The 22,878-nt window shown below is 62.7% G+C and carries 18 protein-coding genes; 9 read left to right on the top strand and 9 right to left on the bottom strand.

What is annotated here, in order from left to right; genetic code table 11:
• Positions 1-22: 22 nt before the first annotated feature.
• The gene (locus R3C98_RS01400) at positions 23-1,711 is read left to right on the top strand and encodes a DNA repair protein RecN (RefSeq protein ID WP_371312331.1); all 1,689 of its coding nucleotides are present in this window, start codon (positions 23-25) and stop codon (positions 1,709-1,711) included.
• The gene (ligA, locus tag R3C98_RS01395) at positions 1,708-3,813 is read left to right on the top strand and encodes an NAD-dependent DNA ligase LigA (protein ID WP_371312330.1); all 2,106 of its coding nucleotides are present in this window, start codon (positions 1,708-1,710) and stop codon (positions 3,811-3,813) included. The genes R3C98_RS01400 and ligA overlap by 4 nt, the downstream gene beginning before the upstream one ends.
• A 16-nt stretch (positions 3,814-3,829) precedes the next feature.
• On the opposite strand, the gene R3C98_RS01390 is transcribed toward ligA, so the two are convergent.
• From R3C98_RS01390 to R3C98_RS01365, 6 genes are all read right to left on the bottom strand, one after another.
• Positions 3,830-4,660: an outer membrane protein assembly factor BamD gene (locus R3C98_RS01390; protein WP_371312329.1), complete on the bottom strand. Its 831-nt coding sequence runs from the start codon at positions 4,658-4,660 to the stop codon at positions 3,830-3,832.
• A gap of 150 nt (positions 4,661-4,810) precedes the next feature.
• Positions 4,811-5,728: a UDP-3-O-acyl-N-acetylglucosamine deacetylase gene (gene lpxC / locus R3C98_RS01385; protein ID WP_371312328.1), complete on the bottom strand. Its 918-nt coding sequence runs from the start codon at positions 5,726-5,728 to the stop codon at positions 4,811-4,813.
• 207 nt (positions 5,729-5,935) lie between these two features.
• A complete protein-coding gene (gene ftsZ / locus R3C98_RS01380) occupies positions 5,936-7,402 on the bottom strand; it encodes a cell division protein FtsZ (RefSeq protein ID WP_371312327.1) in 1,467 nt (488 codons plus the stop codon).
• 92 nt (positions 7,403-7,494) lie between these two features.
• Entirely contained in the window at positions 7,495-8,787 is a 1,293-nt protein-coding gene (gene ftsA / locus R3C98_RS01375) for a cell division protein FtsA (protein ID WP_371312326.1), read from the bottom strand.
• Positions 8,787-9,653, bottom strand: coding sequence for a cell division protein FtsQ/DivIB (locus tag R3C98_RS01370; RefSeq protein WP_371312325.1), 867 nt, complete (start codon positions 9,651-9,653; stop codon positions 8,787-8,789). Before R3C98_RS01370 ends, ftsA begins: the two co-directional genes overlap by 1 nt.
• Positions 9,641-10,549, bottom strand: coding sequence for a D-alanine--D-alanine ligase (locus R3C98_RS01365; RefSeq protein WP_371312324.1), 909 nt, complete (start codon positions 10,547-10,549; stop codon positions 9,641-9,643). Before R3C98_RS01365 ends, R3C98_RS01370 begins: the two co-directional genes overlap by 13 nt.
• Before the next feature lie 258 nt (positions 10,550-10,807).
• Between R3C98_RS01365 and R3C98_RS01360 the strand changes: the two genes are divergently transcribed.
• The gene (locus R3C98_RS01360) at positions 10,808-12,874 is read left to right on the top strand and encodes a TonB-dependent receptor plug domain-containing protein (RefSeq protein ID WP_371312323.1); all 2,067 of its coding nucleotides are present in this window, start codon (positions 10,808-10,810) and stop codon (positions 12,872-12,874) included.
• Here R3C98_RS01360 and murB read toward each other — a convergent pair.
• Positions 12,871-13,824, bottom strand: coding sequence for a UDP-N-acetylmuramate dehydrogenase (gene murB, locus R3C98_RS01355; protein ID WP_371312322.1), 954 nt, complete (start codon positions 13,822-13,824; stop codon positions 12,871-12,873). The genes R3C98_RS01360 and murB overlap by 4 nt on opposite strands.
• Positions 13,825-13,996: 172 nt before the next feature.
• On the opposite strand from murB, the gene R3C98_RS01350 reads away from it, so the two are divergent.
• Positions 13,997-15,346 carry an amidohydrolase gene (locus tag R3C98_RS01350; protein ID WP_371312321.1) on the top strand — a complete coding sequence of 450 codons (1,350 nt, stop codon included), beginning with the start codon at positions 13,997-13,999 and terminating at the stop codon, positions 15,344-15,346.
• 86 nt (positions 15,347-15,432) lie between these two features.
• Here the strand turns inward: R3C98_RS01350 and secA are convergent, their stop codons facing one another.
• Positions 15,433-18,204 carry a preprotein translocase subunit SecA gene (gene secA, locus R3C98_RS01345; protein ID WP_371312320.1) on the bottom strand — a complete coding sequence of 924 codons (2,772 nt, stop codon included), beginning with the start codon at positions 18,202-18,204 and terminating at the stop codon, positions 15,433-15,435.
• 181 nt (positions 18,205-18,385) lie between these two features.
• Between secA and R3C98_RS01340 the strand changes: the two genes are divergently transcribed.
• The 4 genes from R3C98_RS01340 to R3C98_RS01325 are packed head-to-tail and all read left to right on the top strand — an operon-like array spanning position 18,386 to position 21,187.
• Positions 18,386-19,351 (top strand): peptidylprolyl isomerase, encoded by a 966-nt coding sequence (locus R3C98_RS01340; RefSeq protein WP_371312319.1) that lies wholly within the window; start codon positions 18,386-18,388, stop codon positions 19,349-19,351.
• Positions 19,348-20,595, top strand: coding sequence for a bifunctional glutamate N-acetyltransferase/amino-acid acetyltransferase ArgJ (argJ, locus tag R3C98_RS01335; RefSeq protein WP_371312318.1), 1,248 nt, complete (start codon positions 19,348-19,350; stop codon positions 20,593-20,595). The genes R3C98_RS01340 and argJ overlap by 4 nt, the downstream gene beginning before the upstream one ends.
• Complete coding sequence (gene mutT, locus R3C98_RS01330) at positions 20,592-21,011, top strand: 8-oxo-dGTP diphosphatase MutT (protein ID WP_371312317.1); 420 nt, start codon at positions 20,592-20,594, stop codon at positions 21,009-21,011. Before argJ ends, mutT begins: the two co-directional genes overlap by 4 nt.
• On the top strand, positions 21,008-21,187 hold the full coding sequence (locus R3C98_RS01325; protein ID WP_371312316.1) for a Flp family type IVb pilin: 180 nt from the start codon (positions 21,008-21,010) through the stop codon (positions 21,185-21,187). The genes mutT and R3C98_RS01325 overlap by 4 nt, the downstream gene beginning before the upstream one ends.
• On the opposite strand, the gene R3C98_RS01320 is transcribed toward R3C98_RS01325, so the two are convergent.
• Positions 21,184-22,086, bottom strand: coding sequence for a methyltransferase domain-containing protein (locus tag R3C98_RS01320; protein ID WP_371312315.1), 903 nt, complete (start codon positions 22,084-22,086; stop codon positions 21,184-21,186). The genes R3C98_RS01325 and R3C98_RS01320 overlap by 4 nt on opposite strands.
• On the opposite strand from R3C98_RS01320, the gene R3C98_RS01315 reads away from it, so the two are divergent.
• On the top strand, positions 22,085-22,855 hold the full coding sequence (locus R3C98_RS01315; RefSeq protein ID WP_371312314.1) for a ComF family protein: 771 nt from the start codon (positions 22,085-22,087) through the stop codon (positions 22,853-22,855). The two genes, R3C98_RS01320 and R3C98_RS01315, sit on opposite strands and share 2 nt — an antisense overlap.
• The last annotated feature ends 23 nt before the right edge of the window (positions 22,856-22,878 follow it).

Below are 22,878 nucleotides of genomic sequence, written 5' to 3'. Positions count from 1 at the left end.
CCGTAGAGTTGGGAGTGCTTCCATGATCCTTGCTTTGTCCATTCGTGATTTCGTGCTGATCGACCGTCTCGATATTGAGCCGGGGTCAGGCTTCACCGCACTGACCGGAGAGACCGGGGCCGGCAAATCCATCATCCTGGATGCGTTGGCGCTGACCTTGGGCGCGCCGGCAGACCGGGCGCTGATCCGGTCCGGTGCCGAGCAAGCGAGTATTGCCGCGGAATTTGCAGCTGTGCCGGGCCATCCCGTCTGGGACGTGCTCGCCGAGCATGGCTTCGAAGCGACCCCGGACGAGACGCTGACCCTGAAGCGCGTCGTGCGGGCCAGCGGCCCGGCGCGGGCCTTCATCAATGACCAGCCCGTCAGCGCCGCCCTTCTGGCAGAGGCGGGCGAGACACTGGTGGAGATCCATGGCCAGCATGCTGCCTCGGCGCTGATGCGGCCTTCGTCTCATCGCAAGCTGCTCGACCTGTTCGCGGGCAATGAGGATTTGCTGGACGCTTGTGCCGCTGCGCATGTCGCCCGGCAGGATGCGCGAGCGACGCGGGAACGACTGGAGGCTGAGACCGAGGAAGCCCTGCGCACGAGGGAATGGCTGGCCGGAGCGGTGGCGGAGCTGGACACGCTCGCCCCGCAGACCGGGGAGGCGGGCCGCCTGACAGAGACCCGCACGCGGCTGATGCAGTCCGAGCGGGTCACTGAGGCCATCGCCGAAGCTGAAGAAGCCTTCGCCGATGCAGAGATCGAGACGGCGCTTTCCAAGGCCTCCCGCGCAGCAGAACGGATCTGCCGCCTGCCGGGCTTTGACAGCGCCGATCATCCGCTGGCGCATGCGGCCCGTTCGGTGGCTGAAGCGCTGGAGCGTGCCCTGATCGAGACCGGCGAGGCCGAAGCGGCGATTGCGGCGCTGGAAAGCCTGGTCGAGCATGACACGAGCGCGCTCGAGTCTGCAGAGGCGCGGCTCTTCGCGCTGCGCGCCGTGGCCCGCAAGCATATGGTCGATCCCGACATGCTTCCGGATGTCCTGGAAACGCTCAGCGAGCGCCTGAACCTGGTCGAGGCGGGAGAGGATGCCCTGATCCGCGCCCGAAAAGCCGAGAGCGCGGCCAATGCCGCCTGGCACGCCGCGGCGGAGAAACTGACCGTCGCGCGCAAGGCGGCTGCTGCGCAGCTCGAAAAGGCCATCGTGAAAGAACTCGCGCCCCTGAAACTCGGCCGCGCAGTGATCCGCGTCTCTGTCACGCCGCTCGGTGAAGACGGTGGAGCGCATGGCGCCGACCGGGTGGAGTTCGATGCCGAGACCAATCCCGGCGCGGGCTTCGGGCCTTTGCGGAAGATTGCGTCTGGCGGGGAACTCGCGCGGGTCTCGCTGGCGTTGAAATGCGCGCTCGCAGAGGCGGGCAGTGCGGGCACGCTGATCTTCGACGAGGCCGATCAGGGCGTCGGCGGCGCGGTGGCTGCGGCGATTGGTGAGCGGCTGATCCGGCTCGGCCGGGCGCGGCAGGTCTTTGCCATCACGCACAGCCCTCAGGTGGCGGCGGCCGCCCGGTCGCAATGGCTTGTGGAAAAGGGCAGAGGCAAGTCTGGTGGCACGCGCCTGCGCGGGCTAGATGAGTCGGACAGGCAGGAAGAGATTGCCCGCATGTTGTCCGGCGCCGAGATTACTGAAGAGGCGCGGGCAGCAGCCGGGAGGCTGTTGGAGGATGTATGAGCGAGGCGACCCCGGTCGACGACCTGACGCGCGAAGAGGCCGCAGTCGAACTTGAGCGCCTGGCCAGTCTGATCGCCGAGGCGGACGCGGCCTATTATCAGGAAGACGCCCCGCTGATGACGGATGCGGAATATGATGCCGCGCGTCTGCGCAACGCGGCTATCGAAGCCCGCTTCCCGGATCTGAAGCGCGAAGACAGCCCTTCGGACAGGGTGGGGGCGGCCGCGCATGATGGCTTCGCCAAGGCGTCCCATGCCGCGCCGATGTTGTCGCTGGACAATGCATTTTCGGATGAAGACGTCAGCGACTTTGCCGACCGGATCCGTCGTTTCCTCGGGCTCGGCGCTGACGAAGAAGTCGCGATCACGGCAGAACCGAAAATCGACGGGCTGTCCCTCAGCCTCACTTATGAAAAGGGCAAGCTGAAGCGTGCGGCAACCCGCGGCAATGGCGAAGTGGGCGAGGACGTCACCGCCAATGCGCGCACGCTGAACGATATTCCGGAGAAGCTGTCCGGCAAGGGCTGGCCCGAAAAGATCGAGATCCGCGGCGAAGTCTACATGACCAAGGCGGACTTTGCGGCGCTGAACAAGCGCGAGGAAGAAGCGGGCAGGAAGATCTTCGCCAATCCGCGCAATGCGGCGGCAGGCAGTCTGCGGCAGCTGGATGTCGAGATCACGAAATCCCGTCCGCTGCGTTTCTTTGCCTATGCCTGGGCAGCCGAAAGCGCCCCGTTTGCGGAAACGCAGCACGAAGCCGTACAGAAATTCGCCGATTGGGGATTTTCAATAAACCCCATGATGATCCGTGGCGGGACGGTGGAGGAGCTTCTTTCCACCTATCGCGATATCGAAGCCAAACGGGCAGACTTGCCATACGATATTGACGGCGTCGTCTACAAGGTGGACCGGCTCGACTGGCAGCAGCGCCTCGGTTTCGTCTCCCGCGCGCCGCGTTGGGCGATTGCGCATAAATTCCCCGCGGAGAAGGCGACGACCGAACTGCTGGACATCGACATCCAGGTCGGCCGCACGGGCTCGCTGACGCCCGTGGCACGGCTGCAGCCAGTGACGGTGGGCGGCGTGGTCGTCTCCAACGCCACCCTGCACAATGAAGACGAGATTGCGCGCCTGGGCGTGAAGCCCGGTGACACGGTGGAGATCCAGCGCGCCGGCGATGTGATCCCACAAGTCCTCCGTGTGGTGAAGGATGGCGGAGGCACACCCTGGCAGATGCCGCACCAATGCCCGATTTGCGGCTCTGACGCCGTGCGCGAGATCGATGCGAAGGGCGAAGAAGATGTGCGCCGCCGCTGCACGGGCGGCCTCGTCTGCCCGGCGCAGGCCGTGGAGCGGCTGAAGCATTTCGTCTCCCGCAAGGCGCTGGACATTGATGGCCTCGGGGCGAAGCAGATCCAGCTATTCCACGACAAAGGCGTGCTGAAAGGCCCGCAGGATATCTTCCGGCTCGCCGATGCGATCGAGACTGCCGGCCTGCCGCCGCTGGAAGCGTGGGAAGGCTTCGGCAAGGTCTCGGCGAAGAAACTGTTCGATGCGATTGATGCGCACCGGAGCGTGCCGTTCGCGCGTTTCCTGAACGGGCTCGGCATTCGTCATGTCGGTCAGACCACGTCGCAGCTTTTCGCGCGTACCTTCCTGAAGTGGGATGTGTTCTGGGCGAATGTGGTCTCTGCCACCGAGGAAGGGGAGGGCAGTGAAGCCTGGGAGGCGCTGTCCGGCATCGACGGGATCGGCGCGACGGCGGTCAATGCGCTCTGCGATTTCGAACGCGAGGCGCATAATCGCGAGATGCTTGCCGCCTTGCTCTCGGAGCTGACAATAGAGGATGAGGCCAAAGCCGCTTCCGACAGTCCGGTCGCCGGCAAGACAATCGTTTTCACCGGCACGCTGGAGCGCATGACGCGCGACGAGGCAAAGGCACGGGCCAGTGCGTTGGGCGCGAAGGTTTCAGGCTCGGTGTCCGCCAAGACGGATCTTGTGGTCGCCGGGCCGGGCGCAGGGTCAAAGCTGAAGAAAGCCCAGGACCTTGGCGTGCAGACGATGACCGAGGATGAATGGTTCGACTTGATCGAAGGCGCATAAGGCCCCGGCCTGCCGGTTACTTTCCGCCGGGAATGATTCTCTGCAGCAGAGTGCGCTTCGGTGCCGACGTATCCAGCAGGATGCCTTCGTTCGTCATCAAATTGTAGGCCATCTTGTACCAGTCCGAATTCGGATAGTTATAGCCAAGCGTCGCGGCCGCTTCGGTCGCCTGCGGGCGCATGCCGAGCGAGAGATAGGCCTCAACAAGACGGTAGAGCGCTTCCTCGGAGTGAGAGGTCGTGCCGTACTCCTTCACCACGGTGCGGAACCGGTTGATTGCCGCCAGTGTCTGGTTGGATCGCAGGTACCAGCGGCCAACTTCCATTTCCTTGCCGGCCAGCTGGTCGTTGACCATGTCCAGTTTCAGCTGGGCATCGCGGGCATATTCGCTGTCCGGGAAGCGGCGCAACACGTCCTGCAGCGAGACCTTGGTCTGTTCGGTCATGCCCTGGTCACGGCCGACATCGACGATCTGCTCAAACTGGCTGATGGCAATCAGGTAGTACGCATAGGCGGCTTCAGTGCCGCCGGGGTGCAGCGAGATATAACGCTGTGATGCGGAGATGGCTTCGTCATAGTTCCGGCGCTTGTAGTGGGAATAGGCGGTCATCACCATCGCCTTGCGGGCCCACTCGGAATAGGGGTGCTGGCGCTCGACCTCATTGAACAGCAAAATCGCGGTATCATAGTCGCGGCTGTCCAGTTCGGAGGCGGCCTGATTATAGAGCTGCTCGACCGGGCGTTCGACATAGGCCAGTTCGCGCTGGCGCTTTTCCCGGCTCTGGCAGGCTGTAAGGCTGACAGCCACGGCAATCAGGGCGAGGGCGAGGGGCTTGGCAGGCTTCATGGGCTCCGGCGCGCTTTCTGCAATTCTTGTCGCCCTTTGATTAGCGCGAACCCCGCCGGAATTCCAAGGAACTTTCACATGCCGGAAACCTTAAACGGGCCGGGATGGGGGAGTCTTACAGGCTTTTTAGGGTAGCGCGCCGATAAGCGCTTAAAGTGCAGCCCCGGCCCGGAGGGTGCGGGCGACTAGATCGGTGTCTGCGTCGCTTTCCCAACACCAGGCTTCCGGCGATTCCAGCAGCTTGCGCACCAGCTTGTTGTTGAGGGCGTGGCCCGGCTGCACGGCGTCGTAGGCTCCGGCAATCGGAGCGCCAGCCAGCATCAGGTCACCCACCGCGTCCAGCATCTTGTGACGCACAAATTCATCCTCGATGCGCAGGCCTTCCGGATTCATGATGGCTTCGTCGTCATCGATCACGACGGCATTGTCGAGCGAGCCGCCGCGGGCCAGGCCCATGGAACGCAGCATTTCAACGTCACGGGCAAAGCCATAGGTGCGGGCAAAGGCCAGATCGCGGGCAAACATGCCGGGCGCGAGCCGCAGGGCCATCTGCTGCACACCGATGACATTGTTGTCGTATTCGATGCGCGCGCGCAGTGTGAGGTGATTGTCGTCCGACGGCGACAGGGTGGCGCGTTTCGGCCCATCGACGATTTCGATGGTCTCCAGAATGCGGATGCGGCGGCGGGGCGCGGTTTGCTGTTTCAGGCCGGCTTGCAGCAGCAGTTCGCAGTAAACGGCGGATGAGCCGTCCATGATCGGGACTTCCGGCCCGTCGATCTCGATCAGCAGATTGTCGATGCCGAGGCCGCAGACGGCGGCCATCAGGTGTTCGACCACAGCGACGGTGATGCCGTTTTCGTTCGCGATCGTCGTGCCGAGCTGGGTGTCGGAGACGTTCGCGGCATGAGCAAGGATTTCAGCTTTCGGCAGGCCAAGGTCTGTACGGCGGAAAACGATGCCTGTGCCGACCGGGGCCGGTTTCAGGACCAGCCTGGCCTTCTCGCCGCTGTGGACGCCGACGCCAGCGCACATTGCGGGCCGTTCGATGGTCTGCTGCATTTCCATGTCAAATCTACTCGCAACTACCCCATGGATACTGACCCCCTTTTTGGGGGCAGGGGGATGAAGGGGCAAAACACGGCTTGTTTCGCCGTGTTACAAAACGGGCCGCATCATCAGATACGGCCCTGTTTATATTGGATTTCTATTGTAACAAGTTAACCATGGCAGACTGATTTTTTACGTCTTCGCGACCCGCGTATGACGAGCGCCTCAGTGATTGGCGGACCGGCGCAGGAAGGCAGGAATTTCAAGGTCTGCATCGTCGAACGGGGCAGGCTCGGGATGGTCGTCCGGTGACGAGACGATCGGGGCTGGCTCTGCCGCATCATCGTTTTCGCCCTGCGGCGTGTTGCGGCGCCATCCGAACAGATTGGCAAACCCTGAGCCGCTCTGGTCGGCTTTAGGCTTGTCGGTGACCGGGGCTTCGCGCCGGGCGGAGAATACGGAATCGGCTGACACTTCTTCGTCTCCTTCTGAGCCTTCGTAGTGATCGTCGTCCAGCTGAGCCGTCTCGGTTTCGGCGCCAGTCGGGCGATGGGTAATGATGGTCGGACGGTCTTCGTCGTGGGCGGGAGCTGCCTCTGCCACGTCCTCGACCGCCGTTTCCACGATGTCTTCGGCGGCTTCGGTTTCGGCTTCCAGTTCGGGTTCAGGCGCCGGCGCCTCGACCGGAGCGGCAATCGGCTGTCGAACAGTGGCTTGCGGATTGGCAGGCTCCACAGGCTTCGCCGCAAAGGCAGCTTCCACGCCTGCAGCGATCACGGACACGCGCAGGCGGCCTTCCAGCTCCGTGTCGAATGCCGAGCCGAGAATGATGTTCGCTTCCGGATCGACTTCGCGGCGGATCTCGTTGGCGGCCTCGTCCAGCTCGAACAGGGTCATGTCATAGCCGCCGGTGATGTTGATCAGCACGCCCTTGGCGCCATTCATCGAGACATCGTCCAGCAGCGGATTGTCGATGGCCTGGCGGGCTGCTTCCAGCGCACGGTTCTCACCTGTGGCTTCGCCCATGCCCATCATTGCCGTGCCCATGCCGTGCATGATGGCGCTGACATCGGCGAAGTCGAGATTGATCAGGCCGGGCATGACCATCAGGTCGGTGATGCCGCGAACGCCGGAATACAGCACGTCATCGGCCATGCGGAAGGCTTCGGCGAAGGTCGTGCGGTCGTTGGCGATGCGGAAAAGGTTCTGGTTCGGCACCACGATCATCGTGTCGACATGCGTGCGGATCAGGTCCAGCCCGCCTTCGGCAACATGCATGCGGCGATTGCCTTCAAAGCCGAACGGCTTGGTGACGACGGCAACGGTGAGGATTTCCATCTCACGCGCGGCGCGGGCGATGACCGGGGCTGCACCAGTGCCGGTGCCGCCGCCCATGCCGGCCGCAATGAACACCATGTGGGCGCCTTCGAGATGGCCCTTGATTTCGTCGATGGATTCTTCGGCAGCCTTCTCGCCGATCTCGGGACGCGCGCCGGCGCCGAGGCCAGAGGTTGTCACCGGGCCGAGCTGGATGCGCGTGTCTGCCTTGGAACGTGAAAGGGCCTGCGCATCGGTGTTGGCTGCAATGAACTCGACGCCCTGCAGGTTCGCCTCGATCATGTTGTCGACAGCGTTGCCACCGGCACCGCCGACGCCAAAGACCAGGATCCTGGGCTTCAGTTCATAATTCATTGCATCCCTCACTTCACTCTACTTGCGGACCCCTGCCGTGGAGCAAGATGGCGTGATGCGGCTAAGAAGCAGTTAAGTGGAGTGAAATTGGCTCAGAAATTTTCTTCAAGCCAATGGAACACTTTGTTCACCACGCCGCTTCTCGACTCTGGTCCGTCATTGCGCGTAGCAGTTGCCCTCACCGCGTCCGCAAACCCCAATTCCGAATACAGTAGCAGACCGGAGGCTGTGGAGAAAGCTGGTGTTGCCAGTGTTTCGCCCAGAAATTCCGCGATGGTCGGACGCCCAAGCCGCACTGGTGCCTGCAGGATGCGGCTGGCGACGTCGCGCACGCCCGGCAGCTGGGATGCGCCGCCTGTCAGCACGATCCGTTGGGGGAGTACTTTGCGTACACCACTGGAATCGAGCGTTTTGCGCACGAGTTCGAACGTCTCTTCGACCCTCGGGGCGATAATTGCCGCGAGTTGACCGCGTTCCATGCGGGTAGCTTGCAAACGCCCGTCATCGCCGAGGCGCGGCACTTCAATTCGTTCTGCCAGACCCGGGCCTTCGAGATTGGCGGTGCCGAAGACGCTCTTCAGGCGCTCGGCAGCGGCGAAAGTCGTGCCAAGGCCCTGGGCGAGATCGGAGGTCACATGCGCGCCGCCCGCCGGGACGAGGCCCAGCCAGGCCGGGGAGCCGTTCAGGTAAACCGAGACCGCGGTCACACCTGCGCCCATGTCGATGCAGATGGCGCCGTTCTCGATCTCGTCGTCGATCAGCGTGCCCGCGCCGCTCGCAATGGAGGAGGGGATCAGGGCCGTCACACCGATATGCGCCCGGCCGACACATTCAACGAGGTTCTTCACCACCGATTTCGGCGCGGTGACGACCGAGAGCAACAGGCCGAGTTCGTGGGCATACATGCCCTGCGGCTCGCGCACGCCTTCCTGATCGTCGACGCGATAGGCGACCGGCCAGGCTGCGAGCGTTTCCTCTCCCCGCGCCGGTATTTTCGCCAGCGCCTGCGCCTGGATACGGCGCACGTCCTTCTGGTTGATCTCGCGCCCGCCGATTTCAATACGGGCCGTGACCAGCGTCGAGGCGAGTTTCTGGCCGGTGATGCCCAGCATCACATTGGAGATCTGTTCTCCGGCTTCGCGCTCGGCATCCTCCACGGCGAGGCGAATGGCCCGTTCAAGACCTTCCATGTCGGTGATGGTGCCGCCCGTGAAGCCGCGCGACTGCTGGCGTCCGGCGCCAAGGATTCGGAAGCTGCGCGGACCGGCGCCGTCATTACGCCCGATCAGGCAGGTGATTTTCGAACAGCCGATATCCAGCGCAGCGACCGTGCCGGTGCTTGAGCGGCCCATACGGGGGGCACGGCGGGACTGGACGTTGGCCATCAGGAACGCGCCGCGATTTCGCGCGCCCGGAAGTTCGGCGGGTTGACCGGGCCGAGATAGACGCGGCCGGCATTGCGCAGGTCGATCATTTTCAGCGGGCGTTCAAGAAGAGCCGTGCGCACCTGCAGGTTGGTCAGGCGGCCAAGCGCTGCGGTCAGCTCGACATCTTCCGGCAGGCGGACTGTCGCGCCGGAAATGAGGCGCATGTCCCAGCGGCGGTCATTGATGCGTGTCGCGATGGCGAGGTCGTCTGTCACGTCCGGGGCGTCGGCCAGTGCCAAGACGAGGGCAGGGGCGGCTTCCGGTGCGCCGCGACCGGCCACGCGGACAAGATCCGGATGGTCGCTGGCGCGCTCGTCGGGGATGACGCGGCCGAGGCCGTCGACAACCGTCCAGTCCTTGCCGTCATGCCAGATGGCGACCGGCTCGGCAGCGTCGGCGATTATCACGACCTGGTCCGGCCAGAGACGGTGCACGCGCACGTTCAGCACCTTGTGGGTGCCTTCGACGCGGCGGCGGATGATGTAGGGATCGGCGCGGAACATGTTCTCGCCGGGCTCGATCATGGCGGCGGCGCGGATTTCCTGCTGCAGGGCGGGATCCTGCTCGAGGCCAAGGACGGACACTTCGTTCACGGAAACACCGGCCATGCGGGCCGAGTCGTCCATGAAGCCTGCGAAACGGTTTTCGATCTGCGACATGGACCCGCCCATCCAGGCAGCCAGCGCCACGATAATGGCGATCAGCATGACGAAGCCGAACAGGACGGACGAAACGCGCACCTCCTCGCCGGTCACTTCATCGACGAAAGTGATCGGTTCGCGTCTGCGTTTCGGAGCGGGCTGGTTGCGGCTTATCTTCGGCATGAAGCGTCCTCAATCATCCATGCGACCAGTTCTTCGAAGGACATTCCAACGAAAGCGGCCTGTTCAGGGACAAGTGAGGTCGGCGTCATGCCTGGCTGGGTATTGGTCTCAAGGATCACGAGCCGGTCTCTCTTGTCGTCGTAGCGAAAGTCGGATCGTGTCGCGCCCCGGCAGCCAAGGACCTGATGTGCCCGCAAGGCGAAGTCCATCGCCATGGCGGTTATGTGCTCAGGCACGTCTGCCGGGATCACATGACGTGATCCACCAGCTGAATATTTTGCATCGAAATCGTAATAGTCCCTTAAGGTCGTGATCTCTGTCACGGCCAAAGCGCGATCACCCAGCACGGCGACGGTCAGTTCCCGGCCCGGAATGAACTCTTCGGCCATCAGGTAGTCGCCATAATGCCAGCTCTCGCCCAGCAATTCCTGAGGCGGGCCGTTGGCCCCTTCGCGCACGATCAGGACGCCGAAACTAGAGCCCTCATTGACTGGTTTGACCACATAGGGCGGCTCAAGAGGGTGGGAGGCGGCGGCTTCGGCGCGGGTGACCTGCCGATCCTCTGCCACCGGAAGGCCGGCAGAACGGTAGACTGCTTTCGATTTCAGCTTGTCCATGGCGAGCGCCGAGGCCAGCACGCCGGAATGGGAGTAGGGCAGGTCCATGATCTCAAGCAGGCCCTGCACGCAGCCATCTTCGCCCCAGGGACCATGCAGGCCGTTCAGCACCGCGTCCGGCTTCGCTTCCGTCAGTTGGGCGGCAAGGTCGCGGCCGACATCGATGCCGACCGCGTCATAACCTGCGGCCTGCGCAGCCTTCAGCATCTGTGTTCCGGAAGACAGCGACACCTCCCTTTCGGAAGACCACCCGCCATAGATCACTGCGACACGCTTCATTCTGAATGTCCTTCCTGCCGGGCGAACCTCGAGCGGGTTTGCCTGCCTTCAACCGTCATTTCTGCTTCGTGCCGGTGAATAGGGGCTTAAGCGAGGCAAACCGGCGGCTAAGGGGAAGAGGATTACGAAAAAGTCATGTTATTGGTGCCTTGCATTCGATTGACTACAACAGTAGTCGTTATCGAATAACAAGAAGACGAGTCACTGGCGGGGGAGCCGGTGCTCTTCATGAAAATCAAGGAAAACAGGAGGCGCCACGTGGCTGTCAGCCATACCCTATTGCCTGGATTCGCCGCTATGCTGGCGGCCGGTCTTACATCCCTTCCAGCGGCGGCGGAACCGGATACAGGCACCCCCATCACGTCTGGAAGCGATTATGCGCCGGCTGATTTTGCCCAGTATAATCCGCAGACCGCGCTCGACATGGTGAACCGGATTCCTGGCTTCTCCATTCAGCGTGACGATGATGGATCGCGCGGATTCGGTCAGGCCACCGGCAATGTGCTGATCAATGGCCAGCGGGTTTCCGGAAAATCCAACGGCGCGGAAGCCGCGCTCGGGCGCATTTCGGCGACGAAAGTGGTGCGGATTGAAGTGGTCGATGGAACCACGCTGGATATTCCCGGCCTGTCCGGCCAGGTCGTGAACGTGACGACCGACGGGGAAGGCGGTGTGTCCGGCACTTGGCGCTGGCGGTCCCGCATCCGTGAAGGCATCACGCCCTATTTCCACGAGGCTGTCGTGACATTGTCGGGCGGCGATGAAAGCCTGAGCTGGAGCGTCGAGGCGAATAGCCTGCCAAGACGCAGCGCGCATGCCGGCTGGGAAACAATCACCACGCCGGAGGGCGCTCTGCTGGAACGGCGCAAGGAGGACCTGACCAACATATCCGACAATGTCTCCGTGTCCGGATCGCTGGCCTGGAAACCGCCGAGCGGTGTTGTGGCCAATCTCAACGGACGGGTCGGCATCTATCAGTTCGACCGGAAGGAAACCTCGAAGACGTTCCCCGTCGGTGAGCCAGAAGGCCGCCGCCTGTTTCTCAGTGGGGAGGATGAATGGAATGCCGAACTCGGTGGCGATTATGAATTCGGCTTTGGGCCGGGACGGTTGAAAATCATCGGTCTTGCCCGGCGCGAAAACAGTCCGTTCAACGATACGTTCCGCGCTGGCACAATCGATGGCGCGGACTTCGCCGAAACACGGTTCCGTCAGACCATAGACGAGGGCGAATATATTGGCCGGGGCGAATATGCCTGGAACACAGGGCAGGGGCGTGATTGGCAGGTCTCGCTGGAAAACGCGTTCAATTTCCTTGACGCCGAAACGGGGTCGAGCATCGCAATGGACGGCGGTCCCTTTGAAGTCATATCCTTGCCGGGAGCTAACTCCCGCGTTGAGGAAAACCGTTGGGAAGCGGCCGTCACGTATGGCCGCCCCTTGTCGGCAGACTTGCGCCTGCAGGTCTCTCTGGGGGCGGAATATTCCGAACTGACCCAATCGGGCGACAATGCGAATGCGCGGGAGTTTACCCGGCCAAAAGGGTTTGCCAGCCTTTCCTGGCAGGCCGACCCGAAGCTGAAACTCACAGCGCGGATCGACCGGGAGGTGGGACAGCTGGATTTCTTCGATTTCATATCCTCTGTGAATCTCGACGCAGACAGCGGTGATTCCGGCAATGCCAACATTGTTCCGCAGCAGGCCTGGAAGTGGAGCCTGCAGGCAGAGAAGGATTTCGGAGACTGGGGCGCGGCCACTCTGAACACCTACTATTCCGACATCGAGGACATCGTGGACCGTGTGCCCATCGGCATGGGCGATGGGCCCGGCAATCTCGATACCGCGCGGGAAATCGGGATTACGCTCGATTCAACTTTGAAGCTCGCCAAACTGGGCATTCCTGGTGGGGAGTTGACGAGTTATGCCGAATGGTTCGATTCTGAAGTCACCGACCCGCTGACCGGCCAGACCCGCCCGATCAATGATAGCCCAAATTACTATTTGAATATCGAGTTTCGGCAGGATGTTCCGGGAACGGACTGGGCATGGGGCGGATTTCTGGAAAGATTCGAACGTAACCACTACTACCAACTCAGTGAACGGGGTGTGCAGATTTCAACGCCGGGCTATGGGTCCGTCTTTGTCGAGCACAAGGATATTCTTGGCCTGACGGGTAATTTCTCAATCGGCAATCTGCTGAACCAGAAAGACAATTTCCGGCGGGAGATCTATCAGGGCAATCGCCTGGGGCCGATCACGTCCATCGAAGACCGGACGCGCAGGTTCGGTCCGGTGTTGCTGTTCGAATTGCGGGGTACGTTCTAGGCGGTTTCGCTCGCCAGCTGGCCGATGCGGCGGACTTCCCAGCGCAACTCCACGCCCTGGGTTTCCAGAACGCGGCGGCGGACGAGTTCGCCCAGTGCTTCGAGATCTGCCGCGGTGGCATCGCCCGTATTGATCAGGAAGTTGCAATGCTTGGGTGAGACCTGCGCCCCGCCGACCCTCAAGCCCCGGCAGCCGGCTGCGTCGACCAGTTTCCATGCGGAGCGCTGGTCGGGCGTGCCCGGCGGGTCGGGATTGGCGAAGGTGGAGCCGGAAGTCTTGTCCTTGATCGGCTGGGTCTCTGCGCGGCGCGCCTGCAGCTGTTCGATGTCGGCGAGGATTTTTTCCGGCGCGTCCGTATCGGTTCCCTCAAGAATGAGGCGCGTGACAATCAGATCGTCCGGCAGGTCTGTGTGACGGTAGGAGAAATGCGCTTCCGGTTGGGCACCCGGCTTACCCGGCCCGCGATAGGCCGCCGCCGACCCGTCACGGCGGAAGCCGTGCAGTGCCACCAGCGTGTCACGCAGCTCGCGTCCATAGCAGCCGGCATTCGTGCGCGTCGCACCGCCGATGGAGCCCGGAATGCCGGACAGGAATTCCAGTCCGCGAATGCCGTTCTGCGCGGCGGCTTTCGCGACCGAGAGGTCCAGAGCACCGGCGCGGGCCTCCATCGTGAGGCCGTCCAGCGCTTCGACCTGTCCCCAATACTTGCCCATCAGGCGGATCACGACGCCGCGAATGCCGCCATCGCGGACGATGACGTTGGAGCCGACGCCCAGCACGGTGACTGGCACGGCAGGGTCCAGAGCCTTCAAGAAGGCTTCGAGGTCTTTCTCGTCGGCAGGAAGGAACAGGGCATCCGCCGGTCCGCCCACCCGGAACCAGGTGTAAGGAGCCAGCGGCGCATTCTCGAGAATCTTGCCGCGAACCGGGGGGAGGGAAATCGCCGTCATATGCTGGCGTTCCCCCGACTTGCCCGCGAAGTCAAGCCATCGGCCCAGCGCGCCGGAAAAGGGGGCATTGTCAGATCCGGGCGCGAGGAAACTTCGAAACCCTTGGACATGACGGTGCGACTCCCCGACGAGTGTGTCTTACTTTGCGCCATAGAATTCCGGAGCTGCCTGTATGTCGTCTTCCCCGAAATCTCGTCTCGCCAAGGCCGGCATGGCCAGCCTGATCGCCTTTGCCGCCGTCTCGGCGCCCGCAAGCGCCAAACCGTCGGACATCGACAGGAAGTTCCAGTCCAGGCTCTCGGACGTGGTCGACGAAAACCTCGACGACTGGGTCGAGGTCTACAAGGACTTCCACACCCATCCGGAGCTCAGCCTCCAGGAGACACGCTCTGCCGGCATCATCGCTGCGCGCCTGAAGGAACTGGGCTTCGAAGTGACCGAAGGCGTCGGGGTGACCGGCGTTGTCGGCATCCTGAAGAATGGCAAGGGCCCGCTGGTGATGGTACGCGCCGACATGGATGCCCTGCCAATGCAGGAGAAGACCGGTCTCGACTATGCCAGCACCGTTCAGGCCGACTGGAATGGCGAGCCGAAATACGTGATGCACGCCTGCGGGCACGACGCGCACATGGCGATCTTCCTCGCGACCGCTCAGACCCTCGCCGAGATGAAGAAGGAATGGAAGGGCACGCTGATGTTCGTCGCCCAGCCTGCCGAAGAGGCAATTGGCGGCGCCGGAAAGATGATGGAAGACGGCATCTTCGACCGGTTCGGCGTGCCGGATTACGGCTTTGCCCTTCATGTGGGCCCGTCGGCCTATGATACAGTGCAGATCGTGAAGGGGCAGATGAACTCTTTTGCAGGCGGGTTCGACATTCTGTTCAATGGCGTCGGCGGGCATGGGTCGCGTCCCAGCACAACCATTGATCCGGTCATGATGGCGTCGAAATTCGTGGTCGACCTGCAGAGCATCGTCAGCCGCGAAAAGCCGGAGCAGGAATTCGGCGTGATCAGCGTTGGCGCGATCAATGGCGGCTCCGCTGGCAATATCATTCCGGACTCGGTACGCGTGCGTGGCACCGTGCGCTGGTACAAGCCGGAAATCGGCGAGAAGCTGCTGGAAGGCGTGCGCCGCACGGCGGAGGCGATTGTTGCCATGGCTGGTGCACCAGAGGCGGAGATCAACATTCGCCCCGGTGGCACGGCGGTGTACAATGACCCCGACCTGTCAGACAGCACGCTTGCCGCGATGAGCAGGGTGTTCCCGGACGGCAAAGCCTATTTCGCGGCCCCGACAACAGGCAGCGAGGACTATGGGGACTTCCTCGAAGCATTCGACAAGTCGGTTTATTTCCGGGTCGGCGTGTATGATCCGGCCCTTTTTGGCGAGAAAAACAAAACGTTGGATCCGATGAAAACGCCGGGCAACCACTCGCCCTTCTTCGCGCCGGTCCCCGCGCCTACCATCGATACGGGCGTAAAAGCCATGACGACGGCCGTGATGAACGTCGCTGCGAAATAATCAGGCTACGACACGAAAGAGGGCGCCGGGATCAATCCTGGCGCCCATTTCTTTTGCCTTGTCAGGCCGGATGTTTCTGCGTCCGCCTAGACCCGCTGGTGCGAGAGGGCGCCGTGGCAGTGCTTGTATTTTTTGCCTGAGCCGCACGGGCAGGGGGAGTTGCGCGGTGTGTTCAACCAGTCGTCTTCTGCCTGATGGAGTTCCGGGCCGGGCGGCTGGGTCGTATCTGATGGGTCCATCTCGTTCACGCCGGTGTCCGGGTCGAGGTGGGTTTCGTGCGCTTGAGGGGGTGGCATCTGCGCAGGCGCCGGCCGCTGCGCCATCTGGGGTTGGGCAGGGCGTTGTTGCGCCTGGTCTGCCGGAGCCTGCTGCTGAACTCGGATGTGCATCAGCGAGCGGGTGACGGTGGCGCGCAGTTCTTCCAGCAGGCTGTGGAAGAGGTTGAACGCTTCGGACTTGAACTCGTTCAGCGGATCGCGCTGGCCGTAGGACCGCAGGTGGATCACAGAACGCAGCTGGTCGATCATCTGCAGGTGTTCGCGCCAGCGCATGTCGAGGACCTGAAGCAGGATCTGCTTTTCGATCCGGTGCATCTGGTCGGCGCCGACGGCTGCCGTGATCGCCTCGTAGACTTTTTCCACCGCATCGCGGATGCGCTGGGCGACTTCCTTGTTGGCGACGCCTTCCTCGGCGGCCCACTCATCGACCGGCAGGTCGATGGCGAAATCATTGCGCAGCGCTTCACGGAGGCCCGCGACGTCCCACTGTTCCGCATACGCCTTTTCCGGCATGGTGCGGGTGACGAGCGCATCGATTACATGTTCGCGCATCTCGACGATCACGTCGGAGACATCGTCGGCCCGCATGAATTCCATGCGCTGTTCGAAGATCGCCTTGCGCTGGTCGTTGATCACGTCGTCATATTTGAGGACGTTCTTGCGGATCTCGAAGTTGCGCTGCTCGATCTTGCGCTGCGAGGTCTCCATCGCCTTGTTCATCCAGGGATGGGTGATGCCCTCGTCTTCCTTGATGCCGAGGCGGCGCATCACGGCGTCCATGCGTTCGGCAGCGAAGATACGCATCAGGTCATCTTCGATGGAGATGTAGAATTTCGATTTGCCCGGGTCGCCCTGACGGCCGGTCCGGCCGCGAAGCTGGTTGTCGATGCGTCGGCTTTCGTGGCGTTCCGTACCCAGAACGTAGAGTCCGCCCGCATCCAGTGCGCGCTTTTTCTTGACCTCGATATCGGCCTTGATCTGTGAGATGAGGAGTGAGGTTTCGCCTTCGGTCAGCTCACGGCCGAGCTCGGCTTCTTTCTTTTCCTTTTCCTGTTCCAGGCGCATGTCGAAATTGCCGCCGAGCTGAATGTCGGTGCCGCGGCCGGCCATGTTGGTGGCCACGGTCACGGCGCCGGGCACACCGGCATCGGCCACGATATGGGCTTCCTGCTCGTGGTGGCGGGCGTTCAGCACTTTGTGCGGGATCTTCGCGGCGGTGAGGAGGTTGTCCAGGATCTCGGATTTCTCGATCGAGGCGGTGCCCAGCAGGATCGGCTGGCCCTTGGCATGGCACTCGCGCACTTCCTTGACGATTTCGGCGTATTTCGCCTTGGCCGTCCGGTAGACGACATCGTCCTCGTCGATCCGCTGGATCGGCTTGTTGGTCGGAAGGTCGATGACTTCCAGCTTGTAGATGTCGGCGAATTCGTCGGCCTCGGTCAGGGCCGTACCGGTCATGCCGGCGAGCTTCGAGTAGAGGCGGAAATAGTTCTGGAAGGTGATCGAGGCGAGCGTCTGGTTCTCGGGCTTGATGTCGGTGCGTTCCTTGGCCTCGATGGCCTGGTGCAGGCCTTCGGACAGTCGGCGGCCTTCCATCATGCGGCCGGTGAACTCGTCGATCAGCATCACCTCGCCGCCCTTGACGATATAGTCCTTGTCACGGGCGTAGAGCTTGTGGGCGCGAAGGGCCTGGTTGGCGTGGTGGACGAGGGAGATGTTGTGCGGCTCCCACAGCGAGCCTTCCAGCAGGCCTTCTTCGTCCAGCCAGGTTTCGATCTTCTCCATGCCGGATTCGGTATAGGTGACCGAGCGCTGCTTCTCGTCGAGTTCGTAGTCTTCCTCTTCAAGGCGCGGAACCATCGCGTCGATCTTGATGTAGAGGTCGGACCGGTCGTCTGTCGGGCCGGAAATGATCAGCGGCGTACGGGCTTCGTCGATCAGGATGGAGTCCACCTCGTCGACGATGGCGAAGTGGTGTCCGCGCTGGGCCATCTGGTCCAGCGCATATTTCATGTTGTCGCGCAGATAGTCGAAGCCGAACTCGTTGTTCGTGCCATAGGTGATGTCTGCGGCGTAGGCGGCCTTGCGCTCTTCGTCGGTGACGCCGTGCACGATGATGCCCGTGCTCATGCCGAGGAAGCCATAAATCTGGCCCATCCATTCGGCATCGCGGCGGGCGAGGTAGTCGTTGACGGTAACGACGTGCACACCCTTGCCCTCAAGTGCGTTGAGGTAGGCGGCGAGCGTCGCCACCAGCGTTTTGCCTTCACCGGTGCGCATTTCGGCGATGGCGCCGGAATGGAGGATCATGCCGCCCATCAGCTGCACATCGAAATGGCGCATGCCGAGGGCACGCCGGGCCGCTTCGCGGGTGACGGCGAAGGCCTCTTCCAGAAGGGAATCGAGGGTTGCGCCATCGGCCAGGCGCTTGCGGAATTCTGCGGTCTTGCCTTTGAGCGCGCTGTCGGAAAGCGCCTCCATCATCGGCTCGAGGGCATTGATGCGGTTGACGCGGGCTCGCAGGGGTTTCAGCTTGCGGTCGTTGGCGGAACCGAAAATCTTGCGGGCGACGGAAAACATAAGAGGCTGCACCAATCAGGTCTGGGGCGAAGAAACTGTGATCCTGACCGTGTGACCGCACAGGAATACGCGGGTTCTCCCACCGTGATTACACCAGCCGAACCCACTCGACCAGCGCGCGGGTGAGACTTAAGAACGCCGCAATGGGGTGTCAATGCGGCGCCATCAGACAGCTGGAGTGATGACTGTGTTGAATCTGAAGGCATTGCGGGTCAGCCCGCGTATCCTGTTTGCCGGTCTGGCGATTGTGACAACGGCTGCCTGCAGCCCGCCACCGGAGGAAGAAGTGCCGGTTCGCGTTGAAGGCGCAACCGCTGCCACGGTGAATGGCGAGAAAATCTATGTCAGCGACGTGGAGCTTGAGGCCGTTGCAAGGGGGCTTGTTTCCGCCGGAACGAAGGTCAAAGCCGGGGATACCGAATACGATACGGTTCTCAACCAGCTGGTCGAGCAGAAGCTGATGGCGCAGGAGGCTGTCCGGCGCGGTCTGGACAAGGATCCGGCCGGGCGCCGCCGGCTCGAAATGGCTGAGGAGCGAATTCTCGGCAACCTGCTGGTCGAAAACCTCGTCGCCGAGGATGTGACCGAGGACCAGATCGAGGCGATGTACCAGAAGCAGGTCGCCCTGCAGCAGGACGATGATGAAGTGCGCATCGCCCACATCCTGGTCGCCACGAAAGAAGAGGCTCAGGCCCTGTTCGACCGGATTCAGGCGGGCGAAAGCTTCGAGAGCCTGGTCAGCGCCAATTCGCTCGACAGCGCGACGCGCATGGAGCAGGGGGATCTCGGTTATGTCTCTCCCAATGACGAGCCGCCGCCATTTCCGCTGGTCATCGCCAATACCGGCGAAGGCGAGGTCGCGCCGCCATTCGAATCCGCCGATGGATGGCACATCCTGAAAGTGAAGAATCGCCGCTCCCGCGCGCCCAAGACGCGGGACGAAATGCGGCCCGATATCGTCACCTTCCTGACGCTCGAACAGGTCGCCAAGATCGTCCGTCGTCTCAAGGCAGAAGCCCAGATCCAGCAGGGTGAACCGGGGCTCGACGACGATGGCGCAACGCCTTACAGGCTTCCTGACACGGACACCGGGCCCGATGCGCCCGACGACCCGTCGACACCCGCCCCTGAAGGAACTGAACTTTGAACCTGACGCCCTCGCCCTTCGCGACTCCCTTTCCCACACTGCCTGAGGTGAAAGGCGTACGCGCCGCCACTGGCTCGCGCGGCTTCTATGCAAAGCGTGGCGTAAAGCGTGACGATGTTTTCCTGTTCGCCTTCGACGAAGGCACGACATGTGCGGGTGTCTACACAATCTCGCGAACCGCATCCGCGGACGTGCTGTGGTGCCGTCAGGCACTGGAGGTGGGCGGCGGCACGGCCCGTGCCCTGGTTGCCAATTCGGGCAATTCCAATGCGTTCACGGGCCCGAAAGGCCATGAGAAGAACGAGGCAACGCTGAAAGCGATGACTGAGGCGCTGGGCGTTGCAAAGGAGCACTGCTTTCTGGCCGCGACCGGTGTCATTGGTGAACCGTTGCCCGATCCGAACTTTGTCGGGGCATTCGTGCCTGACCTGGCAGAAAAGCTCGGGCCACCGGATTGGGAGGCGGCGACACGGGCCTTCATGACCACAGACACGTTCGCCAAAGGCGCCGGTACGTCGATGGACATTGACGGACGTGAAGTGAATTTCGCCGGGATCGTGAAGGGCTCCGGCATGATTGCGCCGAACATGGCCACGATGCTTGCCTATGTCTTCACCGACGCCGCCATCGCCCATGACGTGCTGCAGGAATTGCTCGAAGACATCACGAACGAGACGTTCAACTGCATAACGGTCGATGGCGATACGTCCACGTCCGACACGCTGATGGTTTTCGCGACGGGCCAATCCGGCATGGACCCGATCACCTCGAAGGATGACCCGCGCCTAGATTCGGTGGCGATGGCCCTTCACTCTGTTTGTCTCGAACTGGCCCAGCTGGTCGTCAAGGATGGGGAAGGGGCGCAAAAATTCGTCACCATCCAGGTCGATAGTGCCGTGTCCCACCTCTCGGCCAAGATCATTGCTTGCGAGATCGCCAATTCTCCCCTGATCAAGACCGCCATGGCGGCGGGCGATGCGAACTGGGGACGGATTGTCATGGCGGTGGGCAAGTCGCTGGAGCCGATTTCGGCCGAGGCTCTCGCCATCTGGTTCGACGATGTTCAGGTCGCGAAGGATGGCGCCCGCATGTCAGGTTATAGTGAAGAGGCAGCCAGCGCGGTGTTTGCGAAGCCCGAATTCACGATCCGTGTCGATGTTGCCGTCGGGGACCAGTCAGCGACCGTGTGGACGTGCGATCTGACGCACGGTTATGTGGATATCAACGGCGCTTACCGGACATGACGCACCGGTTGGTCCTGGTCGTCGCTGCTGCGCTTTACAATGACAAGGGTGAAATCCTGTTGGCGCAGCGCCCGGAAGGCAAGCAGCTCGCAGGCCTCTGGGAGTTTCCGGGTGGCAAGGTAGAGCCGGGCGAGACGCCGGAGGCAGCACTTGCGCGGGAGCTGTACGAGGAACTTTCAATCAGGGTTAAGGAATCGGAACTCAGGCCGGCAACTTTTGCGAGTTTCACTTACCCCGACTTTCATCTTCTTATGCCACTCTACACGTGTCAGGCATGGTCAGGCGAAGTGCATCCACGAGAAGGCCAGGCCATCGCGTGGGTTCCTCCGGCAAACCTGTTTGATTACCCGGCCCCTCCTGCGGATATTCCGCTGTTCGAGGTTCTTTCGGGGGGACACGCGACGGAGGGACCATGAGAGCCGCACGTGAACTGTTTACGCAATTCCTCGGTAACGAGGACGGTGCAACCGCGGTTGAGTACGCCCTGATTGCAGGCATCATCTGCCTCGCGATTGTTGGTGGAATAACGGCCGTCGGCACATCGACGAACGCTTCGTTCACCAAGGCCGCCGACGGTTTTTCCGGCCCTTAATCGCGCTTGCCCTGCCGGCGTACCGCGTCGGCAAGGCTAGCCGTGGCGGAGCCGGGCCGCAAAGGCTTTGGCTGGCCAGGCCCCGGCGCCCAGCCGGATACATGCACAATCTCGAAACTCGCCCGCACGCGTCCGTCCGGCTCGGCGTGGCGTTCCCGGTAGAGGTCGAGCGCCCGGCTGAGGACCGCGCGTGGCAGCGGCCGGATCATGCCCGGCGCAAGTGCAGTCTGCTCGCCCATGCCTTTCAGGTCTGTCAGCAGCCGCGCCGGATCGCGGTAGCGCACGACCACCGTGTCGCGGTCTGCTACAGGAAGGGCGAAACCGGCGCGTTGCATCAGGTCCGCCATATCCTTGAGGCCCGGCAGGGGAGAGAGGCGAGGCGAGACACCGCCCGAAATCTCTGTTTCCGCTTCCATCAGGCATTCGCGTAGTTCGGCCAGCGTGCCTGCGCCAAAAAGGGCGCCAAGAAATAAGCCATCAGGCTTCAGGCCCTGGCGCAAGCGCACCAGCGTGCCTGGAAGATCGTTCACCCAGTGAAGGGACAATGCCGAAACAATGAGATCGTAGCCGCCACTCGACAGGTCCGGCGTCTCCTCGTCCAGCATGTGTGCCTCGGTGCCGGCAGCGCGCGCTGCATCCACCATGGCTGGAGAGAGGTCGCTTGCTGCCACTGAACTCACGCGGCCCGTGCCGGACAGGATGCGTGCCAGCCGTCCATCATGGCAGCCAAGGTCCAGTGCCCGCTCGAATGTGCGCGGCGTATCCTGCACGCGGTCCGCGATGTCCCTCGACACGCGTTCCTTCAGGAACGCATAGTCTGCGTAACGGGAAGCCGCCCGATCGCGATTGCGCGCGACACGGGCACGGTCGAACAGGCGCGGGGGAGCAGCGGGCGTCATGGCACGCGATATGGAGCAGCAGCACAGCCGTTCAAAGGCCTTTCTGCGCATGGCGGCGGATTTCCTCTGGCCGCCGCGCTCGCTGGTCAGCCGGGAACGCGGGCTGGGCAAGGGGCCGCTCGGTCCACACGAATTCGGACAGATCCATTTCCTGAGCGGCGCAGTCTGCGATCGCTGCGGTACGCCGCTGGGGACGGAACTGGACGAAGGCGCCGTCTGCGCCGCCTGTATCGCTCGCCCGCCGCGCTGGGACCGGGCGCGCGCCGCCTTCGTCTATGAAGCAGCCTCCCGCCGCCTGGTGCTGGACCTCAAACGCTCTGGCAGGCGTGACGGGCTCGGTACGTTTTCCGGCTGGATGGCGCAGGCAGGCCGCGCCCTGCTTGACGAGGCGGACGTGATCGTACCGGTCCCGCTGCACTATGTCCGGCTCGCCAGCCGGGGCTTCAACCAGTCGGCCTGGCTTGCGGATGCCTTGTCCCGGCGCAGCGGTGTGCCCGTGGCAGTCGATGCGTTGAAGCGGATCCGCCGGACGCCGACGCAGGGCGGTCTGTCCGCCCGGGCGCGGCGCCGCAATGTGGCCGGCGCCTTTGCGCTACGCCCGGGCCGGGCCGGGCATATCCAGGGTAAACGTGTCCTCCTGGTCGATGATGTGCTGACAACGGGCGCAACACTTGGTGCATGCACACGTGCCCTCAAACGGGCAGGGGCGCGGCATGTGGACGTTCTGGTGCTCGCGCGCGTTGTACGGGAAACGGACATCACCATATAATTCCTGTAACGGTTCCAAGGAGC

The organism is Hyphomonas sp. (assembly GCF_041398465.1).
GTDB lineage: Bacteria > Pseudomonadota > Alphaproteobacteria > Caulobacterales > Hyphomonadaceae > Hyphomonas.
Note: the sequence above shows the minus strand (reverse complement) of the source record. Positions and strands in the feature narration are given on the sequence as shown.

Coding starts and splice junctions, on each gene's coding strand:
- R3C98_RS01390 (WP_371312329.1), bottom strand. CDS start 4,660: ATGAAGCCTGCCAAGCCCCTCGCCCTCGCCCTGATTGCCGTGGCTGTC.
- lpxC (WP_371312328.1), bottom strand. CDS start 5,728: ATGGAAATGCAGCAGACCATCGAACGGCCCGCAATGTGCGCTGGCGTC.
- R3C98_RS01315 (WP_371312314.1), top strand. CDS start 22,085: ATGGCACGCGATATGGAGCAGCAGCACAGCCGTTCAAAGGCCTTTCTG.
- murB (WP_371312322.1), bottom strand. CDS start 13,824: ATGACGGCGATTTCCCTCCCCCCGGTTCGCGGCAAGATTCTCGAGAAT.
- ftsZ (WP_371312327.1), bottom strand. CDS start 7,402: ATGAATTATGAACTGAAGCCCAGGATCCTGGTCTTTGGCGTCGGCGGT.
- ftsA (WP_371312326.1), bottom strand. CDS start 8,787: ATGGCCAACGTCCAGTCCCGCCGTGCCCCCCGTATGGGCCGCTCAAGC.
- R3C98_RS01370 (WP_371312325.1), bottom strand. CDS start 9,653: ATGCCGAAGATAAGCCGCAACCAGCCCGCTCCGAAACGCAGACGCGAA.
- R3C98_RS01325 (WP_371312316.1), top strand. CDS start 21,008: ATGAGAGCCGCACGTGAACTGTTTACGCAATTCCTCGGTAACGAGGAC.
- R3C98_RS01320 (WP_371312315.1), bottom strand. CDS start 22,086: ATGACGCCCGCTGCTCCCCCGCGCCTGTTCGACCGTGCCCGTGTCGCG.
- ligA (WP_371312330.1), top strand. CDS start 1,708: ATGAGCGAGGCGACCCCGGTCGACGACCTGACGCGCGAAGAGGCCGCA.
- R3C98_RS01400 (WP_371312331.1), top strand. CDS start 23: ATGATCCTTGCTTTGTCCATTCGTGATTTCGTGCTGATCGACCGTCTC.
- mutT (WP_371312317.1), top strand. CDS start 20,592: ATGACGCACCGGTTGGTCCTGGTCGTCGCTGCTGCGCTTTACAATGAC.
- R3C98_RS01350 (WP_371312321.1), top strand. CDS start 13,997: ATGTCGTCTTCCCCGAAATCTCGTCTCGCCAAGGCCGGCATGGCCAGC.
- R3C98_RS01365 (WP_371312324.1), bottom strand. CDS start 10,549: ATGAAGCGTGTCGCAGTGATCTATGGCGGGTGGTCTTCCGAAAGGGAG.
- R3C98_RS01340 (WP_371312319.1), top strand. CDS start 18,386: ATGACTGTGTTGAATCTGAAGGCATTGCGGGTCAGCCCGCGTATCCTG.
- secA (WP_371312320.1), bottom strand. CDS start 18,204: ATGTTTTCCGTCGCCCGCAAGATTTTCGGTTCCGCCAACGACCGCAAG.